Source organism: Lacticaseibacillus paracasei subsp. paracasei (genome assembly GCF_000829035.1).
Taxonomy (GTDB): domain Bacteria; phylum Bacillota; class Bacilli; order Lactobacillales; family Lactobacillaceae; genus Lacticaseibacillus; species Lacticaseibacillus paracasei.
On the sequence record NZ_AP012541.1, the window covers coordinates 575,544 to 589,809 of the forward strand.

The following is a 14,266-nucleotide window of genomic DNA, read 5'->3' on the forward strand; positions in this document are numbered from 1 at the left end:
TTAAATGAAAGACTTGAAAAATGCAGGTAAATTTTATGCGCATTATCTGAAACCTTATTGGATTGAGTTTTTGATCACGACGATTTTGGTTGGCATCTCGACCTGGGCAATTGTGGTCGCACCGACTTACATGGGACGAGCGATCGAAGAACTGGCAACCTATGTTCAGCAGTGGATGAACCCAGCAACTAGGGCACAAGCAACATTTACGACATTTAACCATACCTTGGCGATTTTCGTCTTGCTTTACATCATTGATGCCACTAGCATCCTTATCTCAAGCCTATTGTTGTCTAAAATCAGTGGCTACTCGACTGGTACCATGCGGGTCGGATTATTCCGAAAAATGCAACGGATGAAAGTGAATTATTTCGACAGTCACAGTGACGGCGATATTTTATCGCGGTTTACAAGTGATCTGGATAATATTTTCAACGCCATGAATCAGGCGTTGATTGAAATCTTCTTAAGCGGTGCCCAGTTTATCGGGATTATCTGGATGATGTTCACCCAAAATGCGACGTTGGCCTGGATCACAATGGCATCAACACCCGTTGCAGTTGGGCTGTCGGCCTTCGTCATGCATCAAGCGAGTGTCTCAGTTGATCGCCAACAAGATGATATTGGCCGCCTAAACGGTTATATCAACGAGCAGATTACAGGCCAAAAAATGTTGATCACTAATGGCTTGCAACAGGAAAGTGTCGCCGGTTTCCAGCCGTATAATGCGGCGGTGCGTAAGTCCAACCTGCGCGGCCAGATCTGGAGCGGTATTTTAAATCCATTGTTGATGGGCTTGTCATTGTTGAACACCGCGATTGTCATTTTTGCTGGTTCTTGGTTGGCACTGAATGGTTCTTTGAGTCAAGGCGCGGCGCTGGCCTTGGTAGTTGTGTTCGTCAATTATGCGCAGCAGTATTATCAGCCAATTGTCCAGTTGACCAGTCTATTCAACATGATTCAGCTCGCCATCACTGGCGCCCGACGGATTACTGAAGTGCGGGAGCAACCTGATGAAGTGGATCCGCCAGAAGGGAAAACGCTTGACGGACTCAAGCATGAGTTACTGATCGACAATGTTCATTTTAGCTATATCCCTGGCAAAGAAATTTTGCATGGCGTGACCATCAAGGTGGATAAGGGCGAAATGGTTGCCTTGGTTGGCCCAACCGGTAGCGGTAAAACAACGGTTATGAATTTGCTGAATCGCTTCTATGATGTTGACTCAGGGGCGATTACATTTGACGGCGTCGACGTTCGCGAATTCAAGCTCGCCTCATTACGACAAAATGTCGGTATTGTCTTGCAAGACCCGCAACTCTTTTCCGGCACAATTCGCGATAATATTCGCTTCGGCGATCCCGATGCTGATCAAGCGCGGGTGGAAGCAGCGGCTAAACAGGCTAACATCCACGATTTCATTGTGAGCTTGCCAGAAGGCTACGATACCTTTGTTTCAGATGAACAAAGTGTTTTCTCGGCAGGACAAAAGCAGTTGATGTCGATTGCGCGAACTATTTTGACCAATCCGCGGTTGTTAATTCTCGATGAGGCGACAAGTAATGTTGATACCGTTACGGAAGCCAAAATTCAAGCGGCAATGGATAACGTCATTCAAGGGCGAACGAGTTTTGTCATTGCCCATCGGTTAAAGACCATTTTGAATGCCGACAAAATCGTTGTCTTGCGTGATGGCAACATCATTGAGGAAGGGAGTCATGAGCAATTACTCGCGCAAAATGGCTTCTATGCCGAGCTTTACCACAATCAAATGGTGTTTGAATAACTTGTAAAAAGATTCCGAATAAAATCGGAGTCTTTTTTATTTTTATTCGTTTGTGAAACGGTTGCAATGGCTTCCTAGCCTCAATAATATATGTTATCCTTTTTATATCAGAACGATGGGTAGGACGGTTCTGATAAATATTGGGATGATGGAGGTAACGAATGAGTAAGCGTAGATATCTGGTCGCTATCGCCGGCATTTTGCTTCACCTGATGATTGGTTCCGTGTATGCATGGAGTGTTTTCACGGGACCGATTGCCAAACAAACCGGTTGGGCGTTGTCATCGGTGACAGTTGCGTTTAGTATCGCGATCTTCTTCTTGGGGATGAGCGCTGCCTTTATGGGTCGGCTGGTTGAGCGATTTGGTCCGCGACTGACAGGGACAGTTGCGGCGTTGCTATATGGCTCCGGCATTCTGTTGACAGGACTGGCGGTGCAACTTGAGTCTTTGCCGTTACTTTACATTGGGTATGGTGTTGTTGGTGGTTTGGGATTAGGTGCGGGTTACGTGACCCCGGTTTCAACCATCATTGCTTGGTTTCCAGACAAGCGCGGGCTCGCAACCGGCATGGCCATTATGGGCTTCGGTTTTGCTGCGATGCTGACCGGTCCGATTGCTCAGAACTTGATTGCTGGGATTGGACTGGTGCCAACGATGTATGTGCTCGGCACCGCATATTTACTTATTATGCTCACAGCAGCGCAGGTTATCCGGAAGCCACGTCCGGGTGAGGTTCCGGCTGCTGATATTGCTAAAAGTGTCAGTTTGACCGGTACTGCCATGACAGCCAATCAGGCAGTCAAAACGCGTTCATTCCGCTACCTGTGGCTGATGTTTTTCATCAACATTACCTGTGGGATCGGACTGGTTGCTGTTGCGTCACCGATGGCGCAACAGCAAACCGGCATGTCTGCGGCTACGGCAGCGATGATGGTCGGGGTCGTAGGTTTGTTTAACGGTTTTGGTCGACTGGCTTGGGCAACACTCTCGGATCTGATTGGCCGTCCGCTGACGTACACACTGATTTTTACGGTGGATGTCGCTATGTTGGCTGGCATTCTGGTATTCAGCTCACCATTGCTCTTCGGGATCGCCTTATGCCTGATCATGTCCTGCTACGGTGCAGGGTTCTCTGTCATTCCAGCCTACCTTGGCGATGTTTTTGGTACGAAACAGTTAGGCGCTATTCACGGCTATGTCTTGACGGCGTGGGCAGTTGCTGGAGTTGTTGGACCGACCCTGCTTAGCCTTAGCGATCAATACTTCCACAGCTATACTTACAGTTTGATTTTCTTCGTTGCGCTTGAATTGGTTGCTTTTATTCTCTCGATTCGCATTCGCCGGCAGTTCAGCGTTGTGGCTCGTGATGAAAAGGTGACGGATTCACTCGAAAGGGAACATTGATTGGCTAATACTGTGACAGCCTCGAAAAAGGCTGCTCGTGATCAACGAATGATTGGGGAAATTGACGGTTGTATTGGTCTATAACAATGAAGTTTATAAATGAATAAGCTCTGGAAAAATCCATACAGATGTATGGATTTTTTTTGCACGCTAAAATCCCGGTATATCAACATTAATGATTCATAACGCGAAGTATTTAAAAACGTTTAAACATTATTAGTTGACATACCTGTACGTACAGGTAAAATAAAGTTTGCAAGTGAAAGCGATTTCTGGAGGAGAAGGCATGCGGAAGTATGATGTGATCTATCAGGATTTGAAAGATAAGATCGAGGCCGAAATTTATACGACTGGTTCATTATTGCCGAGCGAGAATACGCTGCAGGATATGTATCAGGCATCGCGCGACACGGTACGTAAAGCTTTGCGGCTGCTCAAAGATGATGGCTTCATTCAATCGCAGAAAGGCAGAGGATCAATCGTGATCAATCGCCAAGAATATGTCTTCCCGGTGTCAGGTGTCGTCAGTTATGCCGAATTGGCTAAGCAGCTTCACTTGCAGACAAGAACCGTGGTGTTGGCCAATCATTTTGCCGCACTTCCGGCCAAGTCCTTTAAAGATGTTGATCCGGATGTTGAAGTCAAGCAGATGCGTTTGCTGAAGCGAGTGCGTTACTTGGAAAAAGAGCCGGATATCATTGATATCGATTATTTGGATCCAAGAGTCGTGCCGCCGATTCCGGAGTCGGTGGCAAGGGATTCGTTGTATGCGTATCTCGAAGGACAAATTGGCTTGGAAATTGCTTATGCCACAAAAGAGATCACGGTTGAAACGGCAACTGAAGAAGATCGTCGTTATCTAAATCTTCCTGAAGGTGCCATGGTTGTAGTTGTTCGCAGTTGCAGTAGTTTGGCAGACACTAGAAAATTTCAATACACAGAGTCACGGCACCGGGCAGATCGCTTCAAGTTCCACGACTTCGCCCGGCGCGCACGACCATAGAGCGTGAGCAGGCGCGTTTAGAAACCGGAATGTAAGCGGCCTTGAACGTGATGGCCTGGGTTTGGCTATTGCGTTCAAGGTCCTTACATGCAGGTTTCTGCGCCTGCGAACGCGTTTCAAGCATAGCGTGATCTGATATGTTGAGACTCAAAATTTAAGTGGTTTTGAAAGCCTTTGTGTTTAGGTCTCAAGCTCAGCAAACGCTTTTCAGGAAAGGGAGTCACCATGGGATTTCATAATAAAGTCATTTATCAGCTATACCCCAAGTCTTTTTATGACAGCAATGGCGATGGGGTTGGCGATCTGCGCGGCATTATCGACAAGATCGATTACCTCAAGTCATTACATGTCGACATGATTTGGTTTAATCCATTTTTTGTTTCACCGCAGTATGACAATGGTTATGACGTTGCAGATTATCGTCAAATTGATCCACGCTTTGGGACCATGGCCGATTTTGACGAATTGGCCAAAAAACTTAAGGCGGCAGGTATCGACATCATGCTGGACATGGTGCTGAACCATACCAGCACAGAGCATGCTTGGTTTCAAAAGGCTTTAGCAGGTGACAAACATTATCAGGCATACTATTACATTCGACCACCAAAGCCGGATGGCAGTTTGCCAACAAATTGGGAAAGCAAGTTTGGCGGCCCAGCTTGGGCACCGTTTGGCGATACAGGCAATTATTATTTGCATTTATATGAACGACGCCAAGCAGATTTGAATTGGCACAATCCAGCGGTTCGACAAGAAGCTGCTGCCATTATCAATTTTTGGCGAGCAAAAGGTGTCCATGGTTTTCGGTTCGATGTTCTCAATGTTATTGGTAAAGCCGATAAGCTTGTTGATGCACCGCCAAGTGTGGCCAGCAAAACGTTGTATACCGATACACCGATTGTTCAGGACTATTTGAAGGAGCTGGCAGCAAACAGCTTCGGTCAAGATGATAATCGTGTGACGGTTGGCGAAATGAGTTCCACCACAATTGCCAATTCGATTGCTTATACCAAACCGGACAACCATGAACTTTCAATGGTTTTTCAATTCCATCATCTTAAAACAGACTACAAGAACGGTGAAAAGTGGAGCAAGGTGCCATATGATTTCAACGCCTTGCGCGATATTCTCCACACTTGGGGTCAGGGACTTGATCAAGGTGGTGGTTGGCAGGCACTGTTTTGGAACAACCACGATCAACCGCGGGCCATCAATCGATTTGGCGATGTCGGGCAATATCGGGTTAAAAGCGCGGAATTGCTGGCAGCGGCGATTCATTTGAGCCGCGGCACACCTTATATCTATATGGGCGAGGAGATTGGGATGACTGATCCTGATTACACCAGCATGGCAGATTATGTGGATGTGGAAGCTAAGAATGCTTATGCAGCACTGCTGGGAAAAGGCATGTCTGAAAAAGAAGCATTCGGCATTATTTTGGCGAAAGCCCGAGATAATAGCCGAACGCCAATGCAATGGGATGCCTCGGACCATGCAGGCTTTACCACTGGCACGCCTTGGTTGCGACCAACAAATCAAGCTGCAATTAATGTGCAGGCTGAGCTTGCACATGGTGAAATTTTTAAATTTTATCAGCAGCTGATCGCATTGCGTAAACAGTATCCAGTGATCAGTGACGGTAGCTACACGCCGTTTGGAACTGAAATTGATCGGTTGTATGCCTATATAAGAACATATGGCACACAACAATTGCTGGTGCTGAATAATTTCAGCGACAAGACAATGACCGTACCGCTACCCGAAAAGTTTCAAACTGCAAAAGTATTAATCACGAACGAAGCTACATTGACGCCAACCGCAACCATGACATTGCCGCCATACGCGACGATTGGGTTATTGCAGAAAGCGTGATTTGGCTGGTTCGCTAGAAGAAGGCACTTAAGACAAAGCGCAGCTGGGTTTTCGTGCCAGCAAGCGTGTTGATAAAAGGGGGAACAAGAAATGGCAGATACGAAAAAGTTGCAGCTCATGGCACCGGTCTCCGGCTTGGCCATGGCAATTACCGATGTTTCTGATCCGGTTTTTTCACAGAAAATGATGGGTGACGGTTTTGGCATCGATCCGACTGATGGTCAGATTGCCGCACCAGTTGACGGTCGGATTATGATGATCGCGGACACCAAACATGCGATTGGCATCAAAGCCGATAACGGCGCAGAATTATTGGTTCATTTGGGAATCGACACAGTCGAGCTTAAAGGCGCACCATTCGAAATTGATACGGCTATGGACGCCCGTGTCAAAGCAGGTGATCTCATCGGATCGATGGATTTGGATGCGATTAAGAAAGCTGGGAAAAAGACAACCGTCATTGTTGCGATTACCAACAGCAAAGAAGTCCTCGATCATCTCGACGTCAATGCTGGTGAAGTGAACCGCGGTGAAGAAGTTGCCGTGATGACGCCAAAGCCAATGGCCGCAACAGCCGCTGCTGCGCCAAAGAACGAAAGCAAATATGCCGCAACCGCTCGGCAGATTATTGCCGATGTTGGTGGTTCGCAGAATGTGAATAGCCTGATTCATTGCATTACGCGGTTACGTTTTTATCTGAAGGATGAACAGTTACCGGATGTTGACACCGTTAAGAATATTCCCGGCGTAATTGATGTTGCGCGTGCAAATGGCCAGTATCAGGTGGTCATTGGGCAAGCGGTTACTGATGTGTATGATGAAGTGATTAAACAATTGGGACCCGGCTACTCAAATGCTGAAGGTACTGCGCAAGCAATCCAAGAAACCCAGCTGGAAGCTCAAGATACTAGCGGATGGGGCAGGGTTAAGCATGGACTACAAGCGTTGATTGGTACAATCACTGGGTCCATGATTCCAGTTATTGGACTGTTAGCGGCCAGTGGTATGCTAAAAGGTATTTTGAATATTTTGACCACTTGGGGCGGTTTATCAGTTAAAAACCCGACTTATGAGATTATTAATGCGATGGGAGATGCCACTTTCTACTTTCTTCCAGTTATCGTTGGATTCACAGCGGCACAGAAACTTGGGTCAGATCCGGTTATTGTCGGCATTATCGGGGCATTCCTGATTTATCCCTCGATTGCGCAAATTGCAACTACAGGTAAAGTTAGCGGCACTTTGCTGGGCATGGGTATCAACGCCAACTTCTTCGGATTACCAGTACACATTGCCAATTACACCTATTCCATTTTCCCAATGATTTTTGCTGCATGGATGGCAGCAAAGCTTGAGCCATGGATCAAGAGCTGGATGCCACTTGTACTTAGAATGATTTTCAGCCCTTTGGTTGAGATCTTTTTAGTCGGGATGACCGTTGTGCTTGTTGTTGGTCCGCTAATTACCGTGGCGTCAGGGGCGATTACGGCTGGCATTCAGGCTTTGCTGAGTTTGACACCAATGATTTCGGACGCCATTATTGCTGGTTTCTATCAAGTGCTAGTTATTTTCGGCCTGCATTGGGCGGTTATTCCGATCATTACAGCACAATTATCCTCAGCACATCCTGAGTCTGTACTAAACGGAATTGTTTCCATTTCTATGATCGCGCAAGGTGCAGGTGCGTTGGCTGTTTGGGTGAAGACAAAACATAACCCGGCCCTCAAAGGGTTATCGCTTTCGGCATTTATTAGCGCTTGCTGTGGGATTACCGAACCTGCTATGTACGGGGTTAACTTGAAGTATGGTCGAGTCTTCATTTTTGCAAGCATTGGTGCAGCAATCGGCGGTCTCGTTAATGGACTTCTTGGGGTTAATATGTATGGCTTTACTGGCAGTTTCTTAGGATTCCCTTCTTTTGCTGCTCCGGGTTGGGCAAACAATCCGAACAACCTATGGAATTTCTGGATTGCTTCCATTGTGACGCTTGTGGCTGCCTTCCTACTGGTTTACTTCTTTGGTTATAAAGATGCTGACGCCAATCAAGCAAAAACGGCGCCAAAGAAAAAGCGTTTAGGCAAAACAGTTGAATAATGGCGTGTTCACCAACACTTACGGTTTCCATGTGTGCGTGAGCGGCAACAATTGATTAAAAAAGCACGATGTCAGCGGACATTGTGCTTTTTTCGATTTCAAGGCATGCCGAAGAGCAAGGTGCTCGTATGACGATACATGGTACTAACGCTTAGTTAAAAATGAGCAAATCATGGCAATGGTGGATAAGCGCTTTTAATTAAGCGCGTTATTCAATTTTCCTGTTCTTGCTTTAAAAAGTGATCCTATTTGAATTAAATTGCTTGCAGTTGTTGTAAAAATAAGGCAAACTAAGAGGTGCTCTCATGAAAAGTTAATTTTAGATGAAGGAGGGGCCAAGATGTATAAACGTTACAAAGATGTTTCGTTGATCTTAAAAATTGTCATTGGGATCATTGTTGGGGCAGTGTTAGGGGTAATGGTGCCCTCCTGGTCCTTTATTGATGTTCTCGGTAAATTATTCGTTGGCGCTTTAAAAGCGATTGCACCACTACTGGTCTTTCTATTAATTATGTCGGCGATCTCTAAGTATCGCTCAGGTGCGAAGAACCACTTTGGCACCGTTATTGTGCTTTATCTCAGTGCCACGTTGTTTTCATCAATTGCTGCCGTGGCGGTCTCGTATCTTTTTCCGATCAAATTGGTGTTGCCCGGTGCGATGAAGATCGCCGAAAGTGCACCGAAAGATCTGGGGACTGTTGTGACGAGCTTACTAACCAATGCCGTTGCCAATCCAATCTCTGCATTGGTTGAAGGTAATTACCTAGCTATTCTTTTCTGGTCCTTACTGATCGGTTCCGGTTTACGATTGACCAGTGCTGTGACCAAAAAGGTGGTCACGGAATTGGCCGATACTGTCAGCGCTGTCGCTCAAAATGTCATTCAGTTCGCACCGTTTGGGATTGTCGGGTTGTTACATGAGTCCTTGAGCAAAACTGGTGTCAAAGGGGTCATGGCATATGGTCAGCTGCTCATGCTGCTGGTTGCCACGATGGTATTTGTTTACTTAGTCGTGTACCCATTCATGGTTTGGTTGATGACCCGGCAAAATCCGTATCCGTTGACTTTTTGGACGCTGAAAGTCAGTGGCATTCCGGCATTCTTTACAAGAAGCGGCGCTGTCAATATTCCCATCAACTTGAAGGCATCAAAAGATCTCGGATTAAATGAAGAAAGTTATGCGATCTCAATTCCGCTTGGTGGCTCGGCAAATTCTGGTGGTGCAGCGATTACGGTGTCGATCATGACATTGGCAACCGCCAATACCATGGGTGTACATGTCAGCATTTTCCTGGCCTTGCTGCTATGTTTCTTGTCTGCCATCTCGGCTACCGGGGTTTCCGGGATCGCAGGTGGCTCACTGTTGTTAATTCCAATGGCGGCTTCATTGTTTGGCATTTCAAATGATATTGCCATGCAGGTTGTCGGTATCGGTTTTATCATCGGCGTGGTTCAAGATTCAGTTGAAACGGCTGTTAACTCCGCGTCTGACTTGCTGTTCACCGCGACTGCCGAGTATGCCGACGATCGCCGTGAAGGACATCCGGTTGATATTCGAGCTAAGGTCAAAGCGGCAGGCAAGGGAACGGCAGAAGTTGTCACACCTGAAAAGGCCAATGAAGCTGAAGAAAGTGAACAAGTTTAGTTTGATAAAAAGAATCGCGATTTTTTCGCGATTCTTTTTATGTCCGGCTAATTTCAGACAAAATGATAACGAGTGTCTTTAAACTCACATTGGACAATAACGAATGTCTTTAAACTCACAGCGCTTTCCAGCCAAGCTGAAATGTGCTAACCTATTTCTCATACGTTTTTTAAATATGTGAGAGACTGACTGCTTGATGAGCAGTGCCATGGAGGTTACCGATGGGGCAAGTTTGGCAACGATTGATTAGAAAAGAAGATCCAAGTGTTTATGAAGATAAGGATTCACATTTACCGCGCGTTTTACGCGTCCGCGATTTTCTTGCGTTAGGGGTCGGGACGATTGTGTCGGCTTCGATTTTTACATTACCAGGGGTGGTGGCGGCAAAACATGCTGGTCCCGCTGTGTCGATTTCTTTCTTAGTAGCCGCGATAGTCGCAGGGCTGGTTGCGTTTGCCTACGCGGAAATGTCAGCGGCGATGCCATTTGCCGGTTCGGCTTATTCTTGGATCAATGTTGTTTTCGGCGAATTTTTTGGCTGGATTGCCGGCTGGGCTTTATTGGCGGAATATTTTATCGCAGTGGCGTTTGTGGCGTCAGGACTTTCAGCTAATTTCCGCGGGCTGCTGGCAATCATTGGCGTGAATTTTCCTAAAGCCTTGGCAAATCCGGTTGGGACCGATGGTGGCATGGTCGATCTCGTTGCAGTGGTCGTCATGGTGCTGGTCGGCTTGTTACTGTCGCGGGGGGTATCAAGTGCTGCGCGCGTTGAAAACATCTTGGTTGTCATGAAGGTGCTGGCAATCCTGCTTTTCTTGGTGGTCGGCTTGACTGCGATTCACCCTGAAAACTTCCATCCATTCTTTCCTGCTTATCATCTCAATGCTGACGGCACACCATTTGGTGGTTGGCAGGGGATCTATGCCGGAGTTTCAATGATTTTCCTTGCTTATATTGGCTTTGATTCCATCGCTGCTAATTCTGCGGAAGCCATTGACCCAGAGAAAACGATGCCACGCGGTATTCTAGGTTCGTTACTGATTGCAGTGTTCTTGTTCGTTTCGGTTGGTCTTGTGTTGTTAGGTATGTTCCCATATCAGGATTATGCCAATAACGCGGAGCCCGTTGGCTGGGCATTGCGTCATTCTGGCCATGCAGTCGTTGCCGTTGTGGTTGAAAGCATTGCGGTCTTAGGAATGTTCACGGCTTTGATCGGGATGTCCATGGCTGGGTCGCGCTTGCTTTACAGTTTTGGCCGTGATGGCATGCTGCCGCAAAAACTGGGTAAGCTGAACAGTCGTAAGCTGCCTAATCATGCCTTGGCTGTTTTGATTACCATCGGCGTTTTGATCGGCGCTTTCTTTCCGTTTGCCTTTTTGGCCCAACTGATTTCGGCTGGCACCTTGATAGCCTTTATGTTCGTGACACTGGGAATCTATCGATTGCGTCCGCGTGAAGGCCAAGATATCGCCAAACCGCGCTTCCGGATGCCACTGTATCCAGTTTTGCCAGCAGTTGCCTTTCTGGGATCACTTATCGTTTTCCTTGGGCTCGACATTCAAGCCAAACTGTATTCCGGTGTCTGGTTCCTGATCGGCTGTGCCATTTATTTCCTGTACGGCATGCGTCACTCGGCTCTGACAAAGGGATCAGCGGTTGAGCAAGAAACTGCTGCGTTAGGACAAGAAAAAGATTAAAAAAGCCGCTGCCTGAGATTGCCCGCGTTGTGACGGGCGGTCTCGGACAGCGGTTTTTTGGTACGGTGGCTTAGTGATACTCGTCTGGAGAGACACCGTTAAGCTGAGCGCTTAACCTGACGAGCTTAAGCTTCTTGAGCCTTCTTCAGATTTTCTTTCAAAATAGCTGCAGAATCTGCTAACCGCTTATGATCTTCTGGGTTCAAATCCAGCTCAATGATGCGTTCCAAGCCATTAGCGCCGAGGATTACCGGTACACCGATGGAAACACCTGACAAGCCGTATTCGCCTTCCAAATGGACGGACATTGCGAATGCTGCGCGATCATCATTCAAGAAGGCGCTGGTTAAACGGGTTAATGAGGCAGCAATGCCGTAGAAAGTGGCACCTTTTTTCTCAATGATGCCATAAGCAGCCGTTTTGACGCGCTCGCTAATATCAGGCAGATCTTTATCCTGGCGATCCTTAGGAATCCAATCAAGAATCGGTTTGCCGCCAATGTTGGTGTAGTCCCAAACTGGAAATTCAGAATCGCCGTGTTCACCCATGATGTAGCCGTGCACAATCCGGGCGTCCACGTTATAACGCAGGCCGATCTCAGACCGTAAGCGAGCTGAATCAAGCGCCGTCCCTGATCCCAGCACCTGATTACGTGGCAAGCCGGATTCTTGCAAGACTAATTCGGCAAGGACATCGACTGGATTGGATGCGACTAGAATAAACCCATTGAACCCGCTTGCCATAATGTTATGTGTGATTTCTTTCATGATCTTTGCGTTGATCGCCAAAAGTTGTAGGCGTGTCTGACCTGGCTTTTGGGCAATTCCGGCTGTGATGACGATAATATCGGCATATTTGCAATCTTCATAGCTGGCCGCATAAATATTCTTCTGTGACGTGTAAGGTAGGGCATCAGAAAGGTCTTCGACGTCACCTTGCACGCGTTTTTCGTTAACATCAATAATACCAAGACTCTGGCCGACGCCGGTGGTGAGACAGTTGAACGCATAACTTGATCCAATCGCGCCATCACCAATTAAAATAATATTGCCGTTGTTCCGCATCTCAAATTCCTCCTCATGAAGATCTTGACGACAGGTACCCAAAACTGCGACAAACGACTATGAGTGAGCAGTTATGAAGCCGATTACGACGCGCCATAAAATCGATTGCCGCCAAAGCTGTTGCATGTATCCGATTTCATTGTAACAGAGGTCTGCATGCAGGGCTTGATAAACGACTGGGAATATTTTTAATATCAAGATAACTTTCTTATCAAGCTGCCATCTTTCTGTTAGTCTTGAAACAACGCTTGTTACATTTTCTTCCAGAAAGGTGGTCCCTCATGTCAGCAGCATCTTACGTACAGTCCATTCTCATAACCCTCAAACAACGCGATCCGAACCAACCAGAATTTTTTGAAGCAGCATCAGCTTTTTTAAAAACCATCACACCGGTTCTCGAAAAACATCCTGAATATATGAAAGCTAATATTCTCGGACGCATCGTTGAACCAGAACGAGCGATTCAATTTGCCATACCGTGGCAGGACGATAAAGGCCAAATCCAGATCAATCGCGGCTTCCGCGTCCAATTTAATTCGGCAATCGGACCATACAAAGGCGGTTTGCGCCTGCATCCTTCCGTGAATTTGAGCATCGTCAAGTTCTTGGGCTTTGAACAAATCTTTAAAAACAGTCTGACGACATTGCCGATCGGTGGGGCGAAAGGCGGCGCCGATTTTGATCCGAAAGGTAAGTCAGATGCTGAAGTGATGCGTTTTTGCCAAAGCTTTATGACGGAACTCAGTAAGTATATCGGACCGGACTTAGATGTGCCGGCGGGCGATATTGGCGTGGGTGCGCGCGAGATCGGTTATCTTTATGGTCAGTACAAGCGGCTTAAAGGCGCACAACGCGGCGTTCTGACTGGCAAGGGGTTGAGTTATGGCGGATCGCTGGCGCGGACAGAGGCGACCGGCTATGGCTTGATTTACTATACAGACGAGTTATTGAAGGCCAACGGTGAATCTTTGGCTGGCAAGCGGGCGGTGATTTCAGGCGCCGGGAATGTCGCCATTTACGCCACGCAGAAAGCTGAGGAGCTTGGGGTCAAGGTGATCACGGTTTCTGATTCAAACGGCTATATCGTAGACGAAAATGGTATTGATGTCGCGGTCGTTAAGCAGATTAAGGAAGTGGAACGTGGGCGCATAAAAGCTTACGCAGATCGGGTTGCTGACTCCCATTATTATGAAGGCTCGGTTTGGGACGCGGATCTTCAGTATGATTTAGCTCTGCCTTGCGCTACCCAAAATGAGATTGATGGCACTCAGGCTGCGCGTTTTAAGGCTGCTGGCGTCATCGCGGTGGCAGAAGGTGCAAATATGCCAAGCGACCCAGAGGCGATTGCTGCCTACACCGATGCCGGTATTTTGTACGGCCCGGCAAAAGCGGCCAATGCTGGCGGGGTAGCCGTTTCCGCACTCGAGATGAGTCAAAATTCGCGGCGCCTCAGTGACAGTTTTGAAAAAGTCGATGGCCAACTGCATGACATCATGCAGCATATTTTTAAAGCTAGCGCGGATGCTGCCGCTGAATATGGTATGGCCGGTGATTATGAGGCCGGCGCCAATATTGCCGGCTTTCTGAAAGTGGCTGACGCGATGTATTATCAAGGCATGTAGGTATATTTAGACATTAATTAGAAAAAAACACGAAATAATTAGGTGTTTTTTTCCGAACGTGTTATACTCTGTACATG

The 14,266-nt window shown here is 47.2% G+C and carries 9 protein-coding genes; 8 read left to right on the forward strand and 1 reads right to left on the reverse strand.

Annotated elements, in window-relative coordinates:
- The first annotated feature begins 4 nt into the window (after positions 1-4).
- The 7 genes from LBPC_RS02785 (at position 5) to LBPC_RS02815 (ending at position 11,503) form a co-directional block, all read left to right on the forward strand.
- Positions 5-1,786, forward strand: a complete 1,782-nt coding sequence (locus LBPC_RS02785; protein WP_003662794.1) for an ABC transporter ATP-binding protein — start codon at positions 5-7, stop codon at positions 1,784-1,786.
- Between the two features lie 161 nt (positions 1,787-1,947).
- Entirely contained in the window at positions 1,948-3,192 is a 1,245-nt protein-coding gene (locus LBPC_RS02790) for an L-lactate MFS transporter (RefSeq protein ID WP_003662795.1), read from the forward strand.
- A gap of 286 nt (positions 3,193-3,478) precedes the next feature.
- Complete coding sequence (gene treR / locus LBPC_RS02795) at positions 3,479-4,195, forward strand: trehalose operon repressor (RefSeq protein ID WP_003563589.1); 717 nt, start codon at positions 3,479-3,481, stop codon at positions 4,193-4,195.
- Between the two features lie 225 nt (positions 4,196-4,420).
- A complete protein-coding gene (treC, locus tag LBPC_RS02800; RefSeq protein WP_003573845.1) occupies positions 4,421-6,067 on the forward strand; it encodes an alpha,alpha-phosphotrehalase in 1,647 nt (548 codons plus the stop codon).
- A gap of 90 nt (positions 6,068-6,157) precedes the next feature.
- Positions 6,158-8,161 carry a PTS sugar transporter subunit IIABC gene (locus LBPC_RS02805; protein WP_003662798.1) on the forward strand — a complete coding sequence of 668 codons (2,004 nt, stop codon included), beginning with the start codon at positions 6,158-6,160 and terminating at the stop codon, positions 8,159-8,161.
- Between the two features lie 340 nt (positions 8,162-8,501).
- Positions 8,502-9,806 carry a serine/threonine transporter SstT gene (gene sstT / locus LBPC_RS02810; RefSeq protein WP_003563595.1) on the forward strand — a complete coding sequence of 435 codons (1,305 nt, stop codon included), beginning with the start codon at positions 8,502-8,504 and terminating at the stop codon, positions 9,804-9,806.
- Between the two features lie 221 nt (positions 9,807-10,027).
- The gene (locus tag LBPC_RS02815; protein WP_003662800.1) at positions 10,028-11,503 is read left to right on the forward strand and encodes an APC family permease; all 1,476 of its coding nucleotides are present in this window, start codon (positions 10,028-10,030) and stop codon (positions 11,501-11,503) included.
- A 125-nt stretch (positions 11,504-11,628) separates the two neighbouring features.
- Here the strand turns inward: LBPC_RS02815 and LBPC_RS02820 are convergent, their stop codons facing one another.
- Entirely contained in the window at positions 11,629-12,567 is a 939-nt protein-coding gene (locus LBPC_RS02820) for an L-lactate dehydrogenase (RefSeq protein WP_003563599.1), read from the reverse strand.
- A gap of 281 nt (positions 12,568-12,848) precedes the next feature.
- Between LBPC_RS02820 and gdhA the strand changes: the two genes are divergently transcribed.
- Positions 12,849-14,189 (forward strand): NADP-specific glutamate dehydrogenase, encoded by a 1,341-nt coding sequence (gdhA, locus tag LBPC_RS02825; protein ID WP_003662801.1) that lies wholly within the window; start codon positions 12,849-12,851, stop codon positions 14,187-14,189.
- Positions 14,190-14,266 lie beyond the last annotated feature (77 nt).

Excerpts from the sequence above, each read along its gene's own strand:
- LBPC_RS02785 (WP_003662794.1), top strand. The coding sequence starts at position 5 with ATGAAAGACTTGAAAAATGCAGGTAAATTTTATGCGCATTATCTGAAA.
- LBPC_RS02790 (WP_003662795.1), top strand. The coding sequence starts at position 1,948 with ATGAGTAAGCGTAGATATCTGGTCGCTATCGCCGGCATTTTGCTTCAC.
- treR (WP_003563589.1), top strand. The coding sequence starts at position 3,479 with ATGCGGAAGTATGATGTGATCTATCAGGATTTGAAAGATAAGATCGAG.
- treC (WP_003573845.1), top strand. The coding sequence starts at position 4,421 with ATGGGATTTCATAATAAAGTCATTTATCAGCTATACCCCAAGTCTTTT.
- LBPC_RS02805 (WP_003662798.1), top strand. The coding sequence starts at position 6,158 with ATGGCAGATACGAAAAAGTTGCAGCTCATGGCACCGGTCTCCGGCTTG.
- sstT (WP_003563595.1), top strand. The coding sequence starts at position 8,502 with ATGTATAAACGTTACAAAGATGTTTCGTTGATCTTAAAAATTGTCATT.
- LBPC_RS02815 (WP_003662800.1), top strand. The coding sequence starts at position 10,028 with ATGGGGCAAGTTTGGCAACGATTGATTAGAAAAGAAGATCCAAGTGTT.
- LBPC_RS02820 (WP_003563599.1), bottom strand. The coding sequence starts at position 12,567 with ATGCGGAACAACGGCAATATTATTTTAATTGGTGATGGCGCGATTGGA.
- gdhA (WP_003662801.1), top strand. The coding sequence starts at position 12,849 with ATGTCAGCAGCATCTTACGTACAGTCCATTCTCATAACCCTCAAACAA.